The sequence below is a fragment of the Sphingomonas hankookensis genome (assembly GCF_028551275.1).
Lineage (GTDB): Bacteria > Pseudomonadota > Alphaproteobacteria > Sphingomonadales > Sphingomonadaceae > Sphingomonas > Sphingomonas hankookensis_A.
This window is the reverse complement of record NZ_CP117025.1, coordinates 584,219-601,116: the sequence shown is the minus strand read 5'-3', so window position 1 is coordinate 601,116 and position 16,898 is coordinate 584,219. Positions and strand designations below refer to the sequence as shown.

Below are 16,898 nucleotides of genomic sequence, written 5' to 3'. Positions count from 1 at the left end.
GTAAGGACGCAAGGGTATGACCCGATCCGCCGAACAGCTCCGTTGGTGGCAGACGCGCTGGTTCGTCGCACTGATGGCGGTGCTGGCGGCGGTGCCGCTGCTATGGCCCGACATCCCGCCGATGGTCGACCTGCCGGGACATATGGGCCGCTACCGCGTCCAGCAGATGTGGGACACCGGACAGGCGCCCTGGTTCCATGACTGGTATAATTTCGACTGGAGCCTGATCGGCAATCTCGGCGTCGACCTGCTCGTCTGGCTGCTCGAACCGCTGATCGGGCTCGAACCTGCCGTCAAGCTCATCATCCTGACGATCCCGGCGCTGACCGCCGTTGGCCTGTTGTGGATCGCGCGCGAAGTGCATGGCCGCATCCCGGCGACCGCGCTGTTCGCGCTGCCGATCGTCTACAGCTTTCCGTTCCATTTCGGCTTCGCCAATTTCGTGCTTTCGATGGCGCTGGCGCTCAACGCCTTCGCGCTATGGCTGCGACTGGGGCGGCAGGGGCGGCTGGTGCTGCGCGGGGTGGTGTTCGTACCCGTAGCCGGACTGATCTGGCTGACCCACACCTTCGGCTGGGGCACGCTGGGCGTGCTGGCCGCCTCGGCCGAGCTGATCCGCGAGCATGACAAGCGTCGCAACTGGTTCGCCGCCGCCTTCCATGCCGGGCTCCATTGCCTCGTCCTTGCGCCCCCTGCGCTGCTGATGCTGCTGTGGCGCTCGGGCGGCCATGTCGGCGGACAGACCGCCGACTGGTTCAACTGGCGCGCGAAGATGCAGTGGATGACGATGACGCTGCGCGACCGCTGGCAGCTCTACGACCTCGCTTCGGTCGCCGTCTTCTACCTCGTCCTGTTCAAGGGGTTGCGCGATCCGAACATCGGCTATTCGCGCAATCTGGGCCTGTCTGCGCTGTTCCTGATCGCCGTCTATGTCCTGTTGCCGCGCATCGTGTTCGGGTCGGCCTATGCCGATATGCGGCTGGTCCCCTATCTGTTCGGGATCAGCCTGATCGCGCTCCGGCCCAAGCCCGGCCTGTCGATCCGTCATGCCGGGGTGCTGGCGGCGATCGGCCTGGCGATCTTCGTCGGGCGGATGGCTGCGACCACCTACAGCTTCTGGCTGTACGACCGCGATTACGACCGCGAACTGGCGGCGTTGGACCATGTGCCGGTCGGCGCGCGGCTGGTCACGTTCGTTGGTGAGACCTGCTACAACGAATGGCGCATGACCCGGCTGCAGCATCTGCCCGGCATCGCGCTCGCCCGGCGCCAGGCCTATGCCAACGACCAATGGTCGATGGCCGGTGGGCAGCTGCTGACGGTCCGGTACAAGGAAGCACGCGGCTTCTCGCACGATCCGTCCGAACTGGTGACCGACGTCAAATGCCCCCGCGAATATTGGCGGCCGATCGCCGGTGCGCTGTACAAATTCCCGCGCGACGCGTTCGATTATGTCTGGCTGATCCGCCCGCCCCAATATGACCGGCGACTGGAACAGGGGCTGGTGCCGCTGTGGCGGAGCGGCCGCAGCGCGGTCTTCCGGATCGACCATAGCGTCCCGCCGCCCGACCTGACATGGAGCGATCTGGGCAATCGTCCGTTCGCCAAACCCCGCCGTCATCCGTCGCGACAGATGGCGGCCAACGAACCGGTAAGGAAAAACTGATGGACCTGCTGAACAACGCCTTGAAGCTGGCCGGCCAATTCGACCTGCCCGCCATCGCCGAAAAGGCGGGGATTTCGCAGGAACAGGTACAGACCGTCCTCGGCCTGCTCGCCAAGTTCGCCGGCCATGCCGACCCGGCGCAGGAAGCCGCCGACCATAGCGGCGTGTCGCGCCATCAGATCGAGGCGATCCTGTCCGAAGTCGGCGGTCCCGATGCGCTGGGCCAGTTCGCGCAGCTGCTCGGCCTCGACGTCAATCCCGGCGCGCTCGGCGGGATCGGCGACATGCTGCCCGGCGGGCTGGGTGGCCTGATGGGGAAGAAGTAAGGCGAGCTACGCAGCCTGCTTCTCTCCTTGGCCATGGACGTCATCCCGGCGAAGGCGGGGATCTCCCGGTAACAGGGCGAGACAGGAGCCGCTGGAGACCCCAGCCTGCGCTGGGGTGACGTTTTTGGCCGGGGCGACTGGACCCTACGCCCGCCGAAACGGCGTCAGCTCGCTCAGAAATTCCTGTTCCTGCCCAACCGCCGCCCGCTCCCGATCCAGGAAGTCCGCCACCGCGCGGCGAAAGCCGGGATCGGGCAGGAAATGGGCCGACCACGTCGTTACCGGCACATAGCCCCGCGCCAGCTTGTGCTCGCCTTGGGCGCCGGCCTCGACCCGCTGCAACCGCCGCGCGATGGCGGCGTCGATCGCCTGATAATAGCATAGCTCGAAATGGAGGAACGGCACCTCCTCCACCGCCCCCCAATAGCGGCCGTACAGCGCGTCGCCGCCGATCAGGTTCAGCGCCCCGGCGATCGGCCGCCCGCCCCGCTCGGCGAGGATCAGCAACACCGCGTCCGGCATCGTTTCCGACAGCAACGAGAAGAAGGGGCGGGTGAGATAGGGGCGGCCCCATTTGCGGCTGCCGGTATCCTGATAGAAGGTCCAGAAGGCGTCCCAATGCGCCTCGGTCAGTTCGCGCCCGGTCAGGTGCCGGACGGTCAGCCCGTCCAGCGCGGCGGCGCGTTCCTTGCGGATCGCCTTGCGCTTGCGGCTGGCCAGATCGTTCAGGAAATCCTCAAAGCTCTCATAGCCGCGATTGGCCCAGTGAAACTGCGTGCCCGCCCGCGTCAGCCAGCCCGCCGCTTCGAACGCCGGCAGCTGCGCTTCCTCCACGAACGTCGCATGGGCCGACGACAGCCCGTTCTGCCGCACCACTGCCTCGACCGCGCCGATCAGCGCGGCGGCATCGGCCCCGTCGCGCAACAGCAGCCGGGGGCCGGGCACCGGGGTGAACGGTGCCGCGATCTGCAGCTTGGGATAATAATCGCCCCCGGCCCGCTCCCACGCATCGGCCCAGCTATGGTCGAACACATATTCGCCCTGGCTGTGCCCCTTGGCATAGGCCGGCGCGATGGCGGCAGGCACGCCGTCGGCATCGTCGACGATGATCGGCAGCGGTTGCCACCCCGATCCCGGCCCGACGCTGCCCGATTCCTCCAGTGCCGACAGGAAGGCGTGGCGGAGGAACGGATTGCCCGTGCCCGCGCAGGCATCCCACTGGTCGGCAGGCACGGCGCGGACGCCCTCGGCGATACGAGCGGTGATGGTGGTCACGGACGGCAAGATAGGGGGTGATGATGGAGTCCGGTAGCCCTCATACCCATCGTCATCCCGGCGAAGGCCGGGATCCATGGATACGGGCCGCTTCGCAAGGTTCGCGACGTCGGTCTGTCCATCGATTTCGGCCTTCGCCGGAATGACGATCCTGTCAGTCCTTCGCCACCTTCAACGCCTCCTTGAACATCAACTCCCGCCGCGGCACCGGAATCTTGATCCCATGCTCGCCGAACAGGTCCCACAACCGGTTGAGCACGTCGGACCGCACATTGCCCACCCCCTGCTCGGGATCGCTGATCCACGCCAATATCTCATGCTCGACCGCATATTCGCCATAGGAGATCAGCCAGACATTGGGCGCCGGGCTGCGCAGCACGCGCGGGCTTTCGGTCGCCGCCTGCAGCATCAGCTTCTGTGCGAGCCTGAGGTCGGTTTCATACCCTACCCCGACCGGAATGCGCACACGCACGTTGCGGTCGGAAAAGGACCAGTTCTCCACCTCCTGGGTCATCAGGTTTTCGTTGGGGATCAGGTGTTCCTTGCCGTCGCGGGTGATGACCGACACCGCGCGCACGCCGATCTTGTTGACCCAGCCGAAGCTGTCGCCGACGACGATCACGTCGCCCGGCTTGATCGACCGGTCCATCAACAGGATGATGCCCGCGATCAGGTTACCGACCGTCTTCTGCAACCCGAAGCCGACCGCGAGGCCCAGCCCGCCCGAAAAGATCGCGAAGGTCGTGAGATCGATGCCGAGCAGGTCGATGCCGAAGAAGAAGGCGGTGATGACCACCGCGATCGACGCCAGCTTCTGCGCCAGCAGTTTCTGTGCGGGGTCGAGGCTCCGCGCCTGCCCGACCGCATGGCTGACCAGCTTGTTGGCAACGCGCACCACGGCATAGAGCACGACGGCGGTCAGCAGCGCACTGACCAGCGCCAGCAGCGACAGGCGCCTGCGCCCTACCGAGAAACCGATCGCGTCGAGCGTGGTGGTGATCGGCTCCAGCCCGCCGACCGATCCGGCCAGCACCGCGACGAACAGGATCGACGCCACCGCCCATGCCAGCCACCGGGCAAGGTTGACGCCGCGCAGCAGCTGCATCGCCAGCCGCGCAACGGCCGCCGCCAGCGCAACCCCGACGACGATATCGCCCAATGCCCCCCAGTCGCGGACCTGCGCCACCAGCGCGAGCGCCACGACCGCCACCAGGTGCCGGACGATATCGCACATCCGCGATGCGAGGCCGACGGCATGGTCGCCGACCCGCTGCCGCCACAAATCGGTCAGGTGCGGCCCCGCCCAGCGCCCGGCCAGCCAGCCAAGCAGCAGCGACAGCAGCACCAGCCCCAGGACGATGCCGGCTTCGATCAGTTCCCGCCCGTCCGCCACCGGCAATCCCTGTCCGGCCAGCCCGGCGGCAAGGTCGTTCACGGCGCCGCCCGGAACCGCGCGAGGCCCGCGGCAAGATCGGCCATCAGATCGTCACTATTCTCCAGCCCGATCTGCAACCGGATCATCGGTCCTTCCGCTTGGCGCCGCGTGACGCTGCGATAGCGATGCGGATCGATCGGCAGCGCGAGGCTTTCGAACCCGCCCCAGCTATAGCCGATCCCGAACAGCTTCAGCCCGTCGATCAGCGCTACCCGACCGGCATCGCTGCCACCGTTCAGGACGAAGGCGAACAGCCCGGCGCTGCCCCGGAAATCGCGCCGGAAAATGTCGTGCCCCGGACAGCCGGGCAACGCCGGATGCAGCACCCGCGCCACCTCGGGCTGTTCGGCCAGCCACCGCGCGATGCGGATCGACGATTCTCCATGCTGTTTCAGCCGCACCGCCATGGTGCGCAGGCCTCGCGCACCGAGCGCCGCATCGTCCGGCCCGACATGCTGGCCCAGTTGATAGGTCGCATCGCGCAGGCGCTGCCAGTGCGATGCGACGGCGGTGGCCGATCCCAGCATCGCGTCGGAATGGCCGACGACATATTTGGTGCAGGCCATAATCGTCACGTCGACGCCATGCGCCATCGCCGGGAACAGCAGCGGCGTGGCCCAGGTGTTGTCGAGGATGGTCGTGATGCCGCGTTCGCGCGCGATCGCCGTCATCGCCGGCACGTCCTGCACTTCGAAGGTGAGGCTGCCCGGGCTTTCGAGGAACAGCACCTTGGTCGCCGGCGTCATCAGATCGGCGATCCCCGCGCCGACGACCGGATCGTACAGCGTCGTCTCGATGCCGATCGTCTTCAACATGCCGTGTGCGAAGGCGCGGGTCGGGTCATAGGCGCTGTCGGGCAGCAGCAGATGATCGCCGGGCTTCAGGAATGCGAGCAACGCGGTGGTGATCGCCGCGACGCCCGACGGATAGAGCAACGTGCCCTCGGCCCCCGGCTCCAGTTCGGTCAGCGCCGCGGCCAACGACCATTGCGTCGGGGTGCCGCGCCGGCCGTAATAGAGCCGGTGATGGGTATCCTTGCCCGCCGCCGCGCGCAGGTCGGCGACGTCGTCGTACAGGATCGTCGAGGCCCGCCAGACGGGAACGTTGACCACCCCGCCGGTCCATTCGTCGCGGCGTCCGCCGGTGACGACCTGTGTCTCGGGCGCGTGGCTCGGGTCGGAAGCGCTCATGCCGTCACCTTCGGCGTCTGCGGATCGGCGGCCCATTCGGTCCAGCTGCCGTCATACAGCGCGGCATCGCGGCCGAGCAGATGCAGCGCGAAGGCGGGGATCGCGGCGGTGATGCCCGACCCGCAGGTGGTGGTGATCGGCCGGTCGAGATCGATTCCCGCTTCGGCGAACAGACCGCCGAGTTCGTCGGGCGACCGCCACGTCCCGTCCTCGCGAAAGAAGCGGGCGTAATGCAGGTTGATGCTGCCCGGAATATGGCCCGACGGCAGCCCGCGCGGATCGGCCTCGCTCCCGTCGAACCGTGCCGGCGATCGGGCATCCACGAGTTGCGTGCCCTCTTTCTCCAGCCCCGCCAGCACCATCGCCTTGGTCCGCACGGCGGCCAGATCGGGATCGGCCGCGACGCGGGTCGGGGTCGTCACGCTCTCGCCTGTCTCGACCGGTCGCCCCTCGGCCTGCCATTTGCCAAGGCCACCATCGAGGATCGCCACCGGCAGCCCGCGGGCGAAGCGCCGCAGCAGCCACCAGCCCCTTGCCGCGGTGCGATGCGGCGAATTGTCGTACAGCACCACCTGCACATCGTCGGTCAGGCCCAATTCGCCCAGCCGTCCCGCCACCTTGTCGGCGGCGGGCAGCGACGTCGCCTGCCCGGTCGACAGCGCGCGCAGGTCAAGGAACCGCGCACCCGGAATGTGGGCCACGGCGAATTCGGCGGCTTCGTCGCGGGGCGGATCGGGCTGAACGGGCACGAAGGTCGCGTCGAGGACGACGAGGCCGGGGGTACCGAGCCGATCGGCGAGCCATGCGGTGGAGACGAGCGGTTGCATGGGAGGAAGGCTTAGGCGTGCGACGCGGCGGGTCAAGCGCCGGAGCAAAAGACGGCAGCGTATCGTACCCCTGCGCAGGCGAGATCCAGGGCCAAGTAAGCCGCTGGCCCGTTTTGGCTCTGGATCCCCGCCTGCGCGGGGATACGCTTACCCCGCATATTTCGGTAGCTTGTCCAAGGCCTGCAAAAACCCCTTCGCCTGGCCGCGCAGTTCCTGCCGGGTCTCCTCAGCCATCTTGTCCCACGTCCGGTATGGCATCGCCATGCGCGGATTGTTGCCCAGCTTCTCGCGATTGCGCGCGATGAAGTCCCAGTACAGCGCGTTGAACGGGCATGCATCGGGACCGGTACGCTGCTTCACGTCATAGCGGCAGGGACCGCAATAATCCGACATCCGGTCGATATAGGCCCCCGACGAGGCATAGGGCTTCGACCCCAGCAGCCCGCCATCGCCGAACTGGCTCATCCCCAGCGTATTGGGCAGTTCGACCCATTCATAGGCATCGGCATAGACCTCCAGATACCAGCGATGCACCTGTTGCGGCTCGGCGCCGATCAGCAGCGCGAAATTGCCGGTGACCATCAACCGCTGGATATGATGGGCATAGGCATGGTCCAGCGTCTGCCCGATCGCCTGGGACAGGCAGTGCATGTCGGTCTCCCCGGTCCAGTAGAAGCCCGGCAGGTCGCGTTTGGCGCCGAGAAAGTTGCGGGTGACATAGTCCGGCCCCTCACGCCAATAGATGCCGCGGACGAATTCGCGCCAGCCGATGATCTGCCGGATGAACCCTTCCGCCGCGTTGATCGGCACCTTGCCCGCATCATATTCCTTCTCGACCGCCTTGCAGAGGTCGAGCGGATCGAGCAGCCCGGCATTGATGTATGGCGAAAGAACGGCGTGCCACAGATAGGGCTCGCCGGTCAGCATCGCGTCCTGATTGTCACCGAAGCCGGGCAGCGCATGGGTGAGGAAGGCACGTTGCTGGCGCAACGCATCCTTGCGCGTCACTGCGAAGTCGAACCCGTCGAGCGTGCCGACATGGTCGCCGAACCGGTCGGCGACCAGCGCCAGCACGTCCTGCGTCACCGCATCTGGCTTGAACGACAGCGGGCGGGGGATCAGCAGGTCGCGGCGTGCGGGTTTGCGATTGTCGCGGTCGAAATTCCATTTGCCCCCGACCGGCTTCGCCCCGTCCATCAGCAGCCCGGTCTCACGCCGCATCTCGCGATAGAAGAACTCCATGCGCAGCTCGCGCCGGTCGTCTGCCCAGGCGTTGAACCGGTCGTGCGAGCAAATGAAGCGCGTGTCGGGGCGGATCGCGACGGGAATGCCGAAGATCGTCTCCCACGCCTCCAGCATCACCTGCACCCGCCATTCGCCGGCTTCGGTGACGACGATCCGCGTCGGATCATGCCGCTCGACCGCGCGGGCAATCTCTCCGGTAAAGCTGCCGGCATTGTCGGGATCGTCGAGCCGGACATAATCGACGCTCCAGCCCGCCTCTTCCAAGGCGGCAGCATGGTGGCGCATCGCGGCGAACAGGAACGCGATCTTCTTGGGGTGATGGCGGACATAGGTCGCTTCCTCCACCACCTCCATCATCAGGATCGTGGTGTCATCGGGGTCGGCATCGGCCAGCGACGACAGATGGAACGACAATTGGTCGCCCAGTATCGGGATCAGCACCCGTTCCATTTGTGCGCCGTCCCTTCTACATGGGGGCCATGGACCCGAAATTCCTTGGCCAGGCCAGCCCGCTTCCGACCACTCCGGAAGCCGCCGAACTCGATTATGTTCCCAACCCGCGCAGCACGCCCTATCTGGTGCGCTTCACCGCGCCGGAATTCACCTCGCTCTGCCCGGTGACCGGCCAGCCGGATTTCGCGCATCTGGTGATCGACTATGTGCCCGGGGAGACGATCGTCGAATCGAAATCGCTGAAGCTCTTCCTTGGCAGCTTCCGCAACCATGCCGCCTTCCACGAGGATTGCACCGTCGGCATCGCCGAACGGCTGGTGGCGGAAATGCAGCCGGTATGGCTGCGCATCGGCGGCTATTGGTATCCGCGCGGGGGCATTCCGATCGACGTGTTCTGGCAGTCGGGGGAACCTCCCAAGGCGGTATGGATTCCGGATCAGGACGTGCCGGGATATCGCGGCCGGGGCTGATCGTCGCAGCCGCGACACGGTTCGCCACGGAATCGTGTCGCAGCGCACAATGGTATGCAACCATTCATCCTGTCGAAATGTTTCTGTTTGCGGACACCGCCGGTTATCGCGCGGATATTGCAACGCACAGAGGAACGCAGATGGACCACGGGGTCGCCCTGGATTCGCTTGATCGCATCGCGCTGATCGGTAATTTCCTGCCGCGCAAATGCGGGCTCGCGACCTTTACCACCGATACGTTCAACGCGTTGCGCGATCGCTATCCCGCGCTGGCGGTCGACGTCTATGCGATGGACGACCGGCTCGGCGCCTATGCCTATCCGCCGGAAGTTACCCACGCGATCGCGCAGAACGACCGCATCGCGTATCTCGACGCGGCACGCCGGATCGAGGCGAGTGGCGCGCAGGCGGTGTGGGTCCAGCACGAATATGGCATTTATGGCGGTCCGGCGGGCGAGCATATCGTCGCGCTGCTCGACCGGGTGAACGTGCCCGTCGTCGTCACGCTGCACACCATCCTCGAACATCCCAATGCCGACGAACGCCGCGTGCTCGAAGCGCTGCTGCGCCGCGCGTCCAAGATCATCGTCATGGCCGACAAGGGTCGCGACATCCTGATGCGGGTGCACGGCACCGACGCGCGCAAGATCGCGATGATCCCGCACGGCGTGCACGACCGTCCGTTCGTCCAGCCCGAATCGATGAAGGCCCGCTTCGGCTGGAGCGGTCGCCCGGTCATCCTGACCTTCGGCCTGCTCGCCCCGAACAAGGGGATCGAGACGATGATCGAGGCGATGCCGACGGTCGCTGCGTCGCATCCCGATGCACTCTATGTCGTGCTGGGCGCTACCCACCCCCATCTGGTCGCCCATGAAGGCGAAGCCTATCGCGACCGGCTGAAGGCGCAGGCGGCGTCGCTGGGCGTGGCCGACAATGTCTGCTTCCTCGACGGCTTCGTCGAACAGGACGAACTGCTCGATTATCTTCAGGCCGCCGACCTGTACGTTACTCCGTACAGCAACCCGGCGCAGATCACCTCGGGCACGCTGTCCTATGCCGTCGGCGTGGGCAAGGTCGTGGTATCGACCCCTTATGTCCACGCGACCGAAATCCTGGCGGACGACCATGGCGTCCTCGTCGATTTCGGCGACTCGGCGGCATTCGCGCGTGAGATCGTCGACCTGCTGGGCAATGACGCCCGTCGCGACGGCCTCGCTGCCCGTGCCTATGCCCGCGGTCGGACGATGCTGTTCCCCTGCCTTGCGGAAGCCGCGATGACGGAGGTTGCACGCGCCGTCGCGGCGCGTCCCCGGCGGGTGCGCACCAGCGCCGACCTGACCGCGCTGAAGCCCGACTTCGCGGCGGTCGAGCGGATGAGCGATGCGACCGGCATGTTGCAGCATTCGATCTATTCGGTGCCCGACCGCCGGCACGGCTATTGCATTGACGATAACGCCCGCGCGCTGATCCTGATGTCGCAGATCGAGGACCTTGACCCTGTCGTCCGCGACAAATGGACAACCATCTATGCGTCGTTCCTGCAATATGCGTGGAACCCGGACCGTCGCCGGTTCCGCAACTTCATGAATTTCGACCGGACCTGGTGCGAGGATGAAGGGTCGGAGGACTCCAACGGCCGCACCTTGTGGGCGCTGGCGATCACCGCGCGCGATGCGCAGGCACGCAAGCATCGCGACTGGGCGATGTCGCTTTACGAACAGACCGCCTCGATCGCGCTCGACCTCGACAGCCCGCGCGCGCGTGCCTTTGCCATGCTCGGCGCGGTAGCGATGCTGGAGGTCAATCCGGGCCATGCGCTCTCCACGGAGATCGCGACCCGCTTCGGCGAGGAACTGGTCACCCTGCTCGACGCGAGCCGTCGTCCCGAATGGGGCTGGTTCGAAATCGTGCTGGCCTATGACAATGCCCGCCTGCCCGAAGCGATGATCCGCGCCGGCAAGGCGCTGGGGCGCGAAGATTTCGTCAAGGTCGGGATCGACACGCTCGACTGGATCGTCGCCCGCCAGACCTCGCCCGAAGGCCGCTTCCGCGCGGTCGGCACCGAGAGCTTCGGCCGGCCCTTCGCCGAACCGCTGCCCTTCGACCAGCAGCCGCTGGAGGCGCAGGCGACGGTCGAAGCCTGCGTCGCCGCATGGGACGCGACCGGCGATGCCAAGTGGCGTGACGAGGCGGTGAAGGCCTATAACTGGTATCTCGGCGCCAACGACCTCGACCTGCCGCTGGCGACCGCCCATGATGGCGGCTGTTTCGACGGGCTGATGCCCACCGGATTGAACCGCAATCAGGGGGCGGAGTCGATTCTCGCGCTGCAATTGGCATCCTGTGCGATTTCCGCCCTTTCAAAGGGCCGCGCTTCCGTGGCAGACCCGCGCCGCGCCGTGGCCTGAATCCGGCCGCGGCTTCGGCCGGGAATAGTTGGACGCGCGAATGCTGGAACTCTACAACCACCCCCTCCGGCTGTACGCCGATCCCTCGCGCGTGGTGGTGCGCCCGTTTCACATCGCTTGGCAGCGCAATGGTTCGGCCCCCAGCCGGACCGAGCGGCTGGTCGGCGAAGTGCTGGCGATGACGCCTGCCGAAACGCGCGCGCAACTCGAAACCGTGCTCAAGGATTTCGAGGCACGTCACTGGCAGACGCGCCGGGTGTTCATGACTCGCTATGACGAGATCGAAGCGGTGCTCGGCCTCGACGGCAGCACGATCAGCGATGAGAAGCGCCAGCTGATCGGTGCCTATTTCTGCCATGAATATAGCTATGCCGCCGCCGCGCTGATGAATCCTAGCGCGGTGCCGCATTTCGACCAGTCGGGCATGCCGGAAGGGTCGCTCCGCATACTGATGTCGCTGCGCGCGGTTGGCGAAGGCCATATCTCGTCAGTGGCGTTCCGCGAAGGCATCATCACCGACGAGAACGAACTGGTGCTGGCGCCCGAGCCGCCCTTCGCCACCGCCGCCGATGCGGTCGGCGACGAGGACGAAGCACCCGAGGGCGAAGTGACCGTCTATCGCCACCGCGACTCGACGCTGTCCGGCACGGTGATCTTCCCGATCACCCAGGCGCAGTCGAAGGGGCTGGAGGACATGCGCCTCGTCCACTTCACCCATGACGACGGCACCGCCGAGTGGCTCGGCACCTATACCGCTTATAACGGGTCGATGATCCAGTCGGAGCTGCTGCGCACCCGCGACTTCCGCGCGTTCGACCTGGTGCCGATGACCGGCAGCGCGGCGCGCAACAAGGGCATGGGCCTGTTCCCGCGCAAGGTGAACGGCCAATATATGATGATCGGGCGGCAGGACGGGGAAAACCTGTTCCTGATCAAGTCCGACACGCTGACCCATTGGGACGAGGGGGAGCTGCTGTTGAAGCCCGTCTACCCGTGGGAGCTGGTGCAGATCGGCAATTGCGGCCCGCCGATCGAGATCGATCAGGGCTGGCTGCTGCTGACCCACGGCGTCGGCGCGATGCGCAAATATGCGATCGGCGCGGTGCTGCTCGACAAGGACGATCCGTCCAAGGTCATCGGTCGCACCCGCGAACCGATCCTCGCGGCGGCGAACGAGGACCGCGAGGGCTATGTGCCCAACGTCGTCTATTCGTGCGGCGCACTGCGCCATGGCGACCGGATATTCATTCCCTATGGCGTGGCCGATAGCTCGGTGGCGTTCGCATTCGTGACGATCGAGGCGCTGCTCGCCGCGATGTGAGGCGCCATCGGGCGGTGGCTACAACCGGTGCAGCGCCTGCGTCGCGCTGCCCAGCACCGCCGCCCGTGCGCGCAGGCTGGCGACCAGAAACTCGGTCTGCGCGTGCAGGAAACGGCGCGGCGTGGTGCCGAGCACCGCATGGGCATCGCGCAGGAAATGCGACGCGCTGACATAGCCCGGATCGATCCGCGAATAGTCGAGGTCGCCTTTCGCCTCGATCAGCGGCACCAGCGACCGGAGGAAGCGCGCGCGGATCAGCAGCGTCTTCGGCACGAAGCCGAAATGCCGCTTGCACAACCGCCGCAGCCGTTCGGGCGACAGGCCCCATTCCGCCGCCGTGTCCGCCACCGCATTGGGACGATCATCGGTCACCATGCGGGCGATGCTGCGAATCTGGTCTTCGTCGGCGACCCGTGGCCCGAGTTCGGCGAGCAGGAAGCGGTCGAGCGCCGGCTTCACGCCATGTTCGTCGCGCACCGCCGACAGCAACGTCACCAGCCGGTCGGCAAAGCCCGGTCGCGCGGCGGCCGATAGCGGCTCGATCCGGTCGGCATAACGATCCGCCGGCCCGTCGAAGAAACGCGACCAGCCGAGCGCACTGATGCCGAAACCGATCATCGCCCCGCCATTCGTGACGGTGTGGATCGCATGGCTGGTCGGCCCGAACAGGCTGGCCTGCGGCAACGGGTCGCTGCGGAACCGGCCGATCGATACCGCGATCGGACCGGCGTTCAGCGTGACGCGGACATTCGCCGTACCGGGCAGGAACCAGTTTTCGAGGCCCATCGCACCCGGCCCGCTAGCGGCGTACAGGTGATAGCCGGTAACATAATCCGCCAGCCGGGGATCGGGCGCGTCATAGCGGATCGCCATGCCGGGTCGCATGTCGAACAGCGATGGGGGGATGCCGGGCGTCTCCGTCCCGCCAGTGATATCCTGTACATCCATGACGTTACCCGCGGAACAACCCGCCCAGAACGCCGCGCAGCAGCCCGCCGACCAGTCCGCCGCTCTTGGCGCGACCGCCGCGCGTCGTACCGAACACCTGCTTGCCGATCTCGTTGACGACGATGCGCCCGACCGCCGACCCGGCCGACCGGGTCGCCGATTGCGTGGCGCGGGTCCATGGGTTGTTCGCCGCCTCGCGCTCGGCAGCACGCGCGGCGCGTTCGTCCTCGCGCGCGGCACGGTCGGTAGCGCGTTGGTCTGCGATGCGCTGGCGCTCTGCTTCCTTGGCGAGGCGGGCGTCCTCCTTCGCCTTGAGCGCGGCTTCCTTGTCGGCGGCGGCCTGCGCCTTGGTCGCGGCGGCGGCGGCGGCAGCCTCGTCGGCCTTGGCGCCCAGCAGCTCGGCGGCGGATTCACGATCGATCGCGGTGTCGTAGCGGTCGCCGACCGCGTCGGTCTGCATCAGGATGCCGCGTTCGACCGCCGTGACCGGCCCGACGCGCGAGCGGGGCGGCCGGATCAACGTGCGTTCGACCGGGCTGGGCGAACCATCGGCCTGCAATACCGACACCAGCGCCTCGCCGGTCTTCAGTTCGGTGATGGCCTGTGCCACGTCCAGCCTGGGATTGGGGCGGAAGGTTTCGGCGGCGGCGCGGATCGCGCGCTGTTCCTTGGGCGTGAAGGCGCGCAGCGCATGCTGCACGCGGTTGCCCAACTGTCCGGCGATCGCGTCGGGAATGTCGATCGGGTTCTGCGTCACGAAATAGATGCCGACGCCCTTCGACCGGATCAGGCGGACGACCTGTTCCACCTTGTCGACCAGCGCGTCGGGCGCATCGTCGAACAGCAGATGTGCCTCGTCGAAGAAGAACACCAGCTTCGGCTTGTCGGGGTCGCCCACCTCGGGCAGCGTTTCGAACAATTCGGACAACAGCCACAACAGGAAGGTGGCGTAGAGCCGGGGCGACGCCATCAGCTTGTCGGCGGCGAGCACCGATACGATGCCGCGCCCATCGTCGGCGACGCGCATGAAGTCCGCCAGGTCGAGCGCCGGTTCGCCGAAGAAGCGGTCGCCGCCCTGCCCCCGCAGCTGCAGCAGCGCGCGCTGGATCGCACCGACCGATTGCTTGCTGACATTGCCGTAGCGGGTGGTCAGTTCGTCCGCCCGTTCGGCGACATGCGCCAGCATCGCTTGCAAATCGTCGAGGTCGAGCAGCAGCAGCCCTTCCGCGTCGGCGACATGGAAGGCGATGGTCAGCACCCCGTCCTGCACGTCGTTCAGGTTGAGCATGCGCCCAAGCAGCACCGGCCCCATTTCCGACACGGTGGCGCGGATCGGATGGCCCGCCTCGCCGAACAGGTCCCAGAACACGACCGGGGTGTCGCGATACTGCCAGTCGCTGTCACCGATCGCGGCGGCGCGTTCGGCAAAGGCGGCGTGGGGCTTGGCGGTGGCGCTGCCCGCCATGGCGATGCCCGACAGGTCGCCCTTCACGTCCGCCACGAACACCGGCACCCCGGCGGCGGAGAAATTCTCGGCCAGCCCCTGCAACGTCACCGTCTTGCCGGTACCGGTCGCGCCGGCGATCAGGCCGTGGCGATTGGCGCGTTTCAGGACCAGCGACTGGCGGATGCCGTCGGCGGTAGCGCCGATAAAGAGTTCGGTGTCGGTCATGGCCTGCCCTTCATACTGCGCCGATATGTACCGCGTTTCGGGCAAGGGTCCATCATGGCTGGCGGACAAAGAAAAGGGGCGGTGGATCGCTCCACCGCCCCCATCGCCACCGTTACTTGGCGGCGTCGATGCCGACCGGCACGAACTGCGCGAAGAGCGATCCGGGCAGCTGGGCATAGATCAGCACCTGCTTGGCACCGGATGCGCGCGCCTGCTGAATCGCACGGGCCAGTTCAGCTTCGGACGTCACCGGCTGACGATTGACGCTCTGGATCACCACGCCACGGCGCAGACCCTTGGTCGCGGCATCGCTGTTCGGATCGACATCCGCGACGACGACACCGCGGATGGTCGAATCGAGCCGCAACTGCCGGGCGATCGCCGGGGTCAGCGGCTGTACGACCAGCCCGGCGGTCGCCGCCAGATTGGTGCTGGCGCGCGGCGTCGTCGGCGCGGTGTCGGGATCGAACTGTTCGGTCTGCGCCGCCAGCTGATCGTTCGAGGGGCGAGTGCCGAGCGTTACCGCAATCTGCTGACGACGGCCGTCCCGCAGCACGTCGAGGTTGACGCGGCTGCCCGGCGCCTCGTTGCCGACCAGATAGGTCAGCGACTGCTGCGGCGTGATTTCCTTGCCGTTGACTGCGAGGATGACGTCGCCCGGACGAATGCCGGCACGCGCCGCCGGTTCGCCCGGCGAGACGCCGTTCACCAGCGCACCGCGATCCTTGGTGATGTTCAGCGCGGTGGCGATGTCGGCGCTGATTTCCTGCTGCGTCAGACCCAGATAGCCGCGCGCAACGGACTGTCCCTTCATCAGCTTGTCGACGATCGGTTTGGCCTGTTCGGCCGGGATCGCGAAGCCGATGCCGATATTGCCGCCGGTCGGCGACAGGATCTGCGAATTGATGCCGATGACATTGCCCTGCATGTCGAACATCGGCCCGCCCGAATTGCCGCGGTTGATCGCGGCGTCGGTCTGGATGAAGCGATCATACGGCCCCTGTCCGACGCGGTTCAGTGCCGACACGATGCCGGCGGTGACCGTGCCCGACTGGCCCAGCGGATTGCCGATGGTCAAAATCCAGTCGCCGACCCGCGTCTGGCGCGAATCACCGAAGCGCACATAGGGGAAGGTCGCGCCGTCGATCTTCAGCACCGCGAGGTCCGACAGCTCGTCGCGGCCGACCAGTCGCGCCTTATATTCCTTCTGATCGGCCAGCGTCACGGTGATCGATTCGACCGTGGCACCCTGTGCGCCCGCCGACACCACATGGTTGTTGGTGACGATATAGCCGTCGCTGGAGATCAGGAACCCCGAGCCGAGCGACTGCGCCTCCTGCGTCCGGGGCGTCGCCCCCCCGCCACGTCCGCCGAAGAACTGCTCGAACGGCGTGCCCGAGAAGGGGTTCGCCTGCTGCGGCACGGTGATGCGCTGCGTGGTCGAGATATTGACGACCGCCGGCGACAGGCGCGTCACCATGTCGGCAAAGCTCATCGGCGCGCCGGCGCGCGGGGCGGAGACTGCGTTGATCGCCCCCGGCTCGTTCTGCGCGGTCTGGGCGTCCGACGGGTTGAGGGTCAAGGTGGCGGCAGCGCCGCCCAGCAAGAGTGCGGAAGTAATGGCGTAGGCGTAACGCACGGTTGGATGGTCCTCTCGAATAT

At 66.7% G+C, this 16,898-nt stretch carries 13 protein-coding genes; 5 read left to right on the top strand and 8 right to left on the bottom strand.

Annotated elements, in window-relative coordinates; translation table 11 throughout:
• The first annotated feature begins 16 nt into the window (after positions 1 to 16).
• Positions 17 to 1,666, top strand: a complete 1,650-nt coding sequence (locus tag PPZ50_RS02975) for a hypothetical protein (RefSeq protein ID WP_066689929.1) — start codon at positions 17 to 19, stop codon at positions 1,664 to 1,666.
• A complete protein-coding gene (locus PPZ50_RS02970) occupies positions 1,666 to 1,992 on the top strand; it encodes a hypothetical protein (RefSeq protein WP_066689927.1) in 327 nt (108 codons plus the stop codon). The genes PPZ50_RS02975 and PPZ50_RS02970 overlap by 1 nt, the downstream gene beginning before the upstream one ends.
• Positions 1,993 to 2,136: 144 nt before the next feature.
• Here PPZ50_RS02970 and PPZ50_RS02965 read toward each other — a convergent pair whose 3' ends face one another.
• From PPZ50_RS02965 to PPZ50_RS02945, 5 genes are all read right to left on the bottom strand, one after another.
• Positions 2,137 to 3,267 (bottom strand): GNAT family N-acetyltransferase, encoded by a 1,131-nt coding sequence (locus tag PPZ50_RS02965; RefSeq protein ID WP_066689924.1) that lies wholly within the window; start codon positions 3,265 to 3,267, stop codon positions 2,137 to 2,139.
• Positions 3,268 to 3,421: 154 nt separating this feature from the next.
• The gene (locus PPZ50_RS02960) at positions 3,422 to 4,702 is read right to left on the bottom strand and encodes a mechanosensitive ion channel family protein (protein ID WP_084401518.1); all 1,281 of its coding nucleotides are present in this window, start codon (positions 4,700 to 4,702) and stop codon (positions 3,422 to 3,424) included.
• Positions 4,699 to 5,892, bottom strand: coding sequence for a cystathionine beta-lyase (gene metC / locus PPZ50_RS02955; RefSeq protein WP_241215489.1), 1,194 nt, complete (start codon positions 5,890 to 5,892; stop codon positions 4,699 to 4,701). Before metC ends, PPZ50_RS02960 begins: the two co-directional genes overlap by 4 nt.
• On the bottom strand, positions 5,889 to 6,719 hold the full coding sequence (locus PPZ50_RS02950) for a sulfurtransferase (RefSeq protein WP_066689921.1): 831 nt from the start codon (positions 6,717 to 6,719) through the stop codon (positions 5,889 to 5,891). The genes metC and PPZ50_RS02950 overlap by 4 nt, the downstream gene beginning before the upstream one ends.
• A 147-nt stretch (positions 6,720 to 6,866) precedes the next feature.
• Positions 6,867 to 8,414, bottom strand: a complete 1,548-nt coding sequence (locus PPZ50_RS02945) for a cryptochrome/photolyase family protein (RefSeq protein WP_066689920.1) — start codon at positions 8,412 to 8,414, stop codon at positions 6,867 to 6,869.
• Between the two features lie 29 nt (positions 8,415 to 8,443).
• Here PPZ50_RS02945 and queF point away from each other — a divergent pair, with 29 nt between their 5' ends.
• The 3 genes from queF (at position 8,444) to PPZ50_RS02930 (ending at position 12,616) form a co-directional block, all read left to right on the top strand.
• Positions 8,444 to 8,887, top strand: coding sequence for a preQ(1) synthase (queF, locus tag PPZ50_RS02940; protein WP_198158534.1), 444 nt, complete (start codon positions 8,444 to 8,446; stop codon positions 8,885 to 8,887).
• Between the two features lie 140 nt (positions 8,888 to 9,027).
• Positions 9,028 to 11,295: a glycosyltransferase family 4 protein gene (locus PPZ50_RS02935; protein ID WP_066689993.1), complete on the top strand. Its 2,268-nt coding sequence runs from the start codon at positions 9,028 to 9,030 to the stop codon at positions 11,293 to 11,295.
• Between the two features lie 40 nt (positions 11,296 to 11,335).
• Positions 11,336 to 12,616: a glycoside hydrolase family 130 protein gene (locus tag PPZ50_RS02930; RefSeq protein WP_126014244.1), complete on the top strand. Its 1,281-nt coding sequence runs from the start codon at positions 11,336 to 11,338 to the stop codon at positions 12,614 to 12,616.
• Positions 12,617 to 12,634: 18 nt separating this feature from the next.
• On the opposite strand, the gene PPZ50_RS02925 is transcribed toward PPZ50_RS02930, so the two are convergent.
• The 3 genes from PPZ50_RS02925 to PPZ50_RS02915 all read right to left on the bottom strand — a co-directional run bounded on the left by PPZ50_RS02925 (position 12,635) and on the right by PPZ50_RS02915 (position 16,875).
• On the bottom strand, positions 12,635 to 13,564 hold the full coding sequence (locus tag PPZ50_RS02925; protein ID WP_066689917.1) for an AraC family transcriptional regulator: 930 nt from the start codon (positions 13,562 to 13,564) through the stop codon (positions 12,635 to 12,637).
• Positions 13,565 to 13,568: 4 nt separating this feature from the next.
• Complete coding sequence (locus PPZ50_RS02920) at positions 13,569 to 15,236, bottom strand: helicase HerA-like domain-containing protein (RefSeq protein WP_066689916.1); 1,668 nt, start codon at positions 15,234 to 15,236, stop codon at positions 13,569 to 13,571.
• A gap of 112 nt (positions 15,237 to 15,348) precedes the next feature.
• Positions 15,349 to 16,875, bottom strand: coding sequence for a Do family serine endopeptidase (locus tag PPZ50_RS02915; protein ID WP_066689915.1), 1,527 nt, complete (start codon positions 16,873 to 16,875; stop codon positions 15,349 to 15,351).
• Positions 16,876 to 16,898 lie beyond the last annotated feature (23 nt).

Excerpts from the sequence above, each read along its gene's own strand:
- PPZ50_RS02970 (WP_066689927.1), top strand. The coding sequence starts at position 1,666 with ATGGACCTGCTGAACAACGCCTTGAAGCTGGCCGGCCAATTCGACCTG.
- PPZ50_RS02975 (WP_066689929.1), top strand. The coding sequence starts at position 17 with ATGACCCGATCCGCCGAACAGCTCCGTTGGTGGCAGACGCGCTGGTTC.
- queF (WP_198158534.1), top strand. The coding sequence starts at position 8,444 with ATGGACCCGAAATTCCTTGGCCAGGCCAGCCCGCTTCCGACCACTCCG.
- PPZ50_RS02930 (WP_126014244.1), top strand. The coding sequence starts at position 11,336 with ATGCTGGAACTCTACAACCACCCCCTCCGGCTGTACGCCGATCCCTCG.
- PPZ50_RS02935 (WP_066689993.1), top strand. The coding sequence starts at position 9,028 with ATGGACCACGGGGTCGCCCTGGATTCGCTTGATCGCATCGCGCTGATC.
- PPZ50_RS02925 (WP_066689917.1), bottom strand. The coding sequence starts at position 13,564 with ATGGATGTACAGGATATCACTGGCGGGACGGAGACGCCCGGCATCCCC.
- metC (WP_241215489.1), bottom strand. The coding sequence starts at position 5,892 with ATGAGCGCTTCCGACCCGAGCCACGCGCCCGAGACACAGGTCGTCACC.
- PPZ50_RS02945 (WP_066689920.1), bottom strand. The coding sequence starts at position 8,414 with ATGGAACGGGTGCTGATCCCGATACTGGGCGACCAATTGTCGTTCCAT.
- PPZ50_RS02920 (WP_066689916.1), bottom strand. The coding sequence starts at position 15,236 with ATGACCGACACCGAACTCTTTATCGGCGCTACCGCCGACGGCATCCGC.
- PPZ50_RS02950 (WP_066689921.1), bottom strand. The coding sequence starts at position 6,719 with ATGCAACCGCTCGTCTCCACCGCATGGCTCGCCGATCGGCTCGGTACC.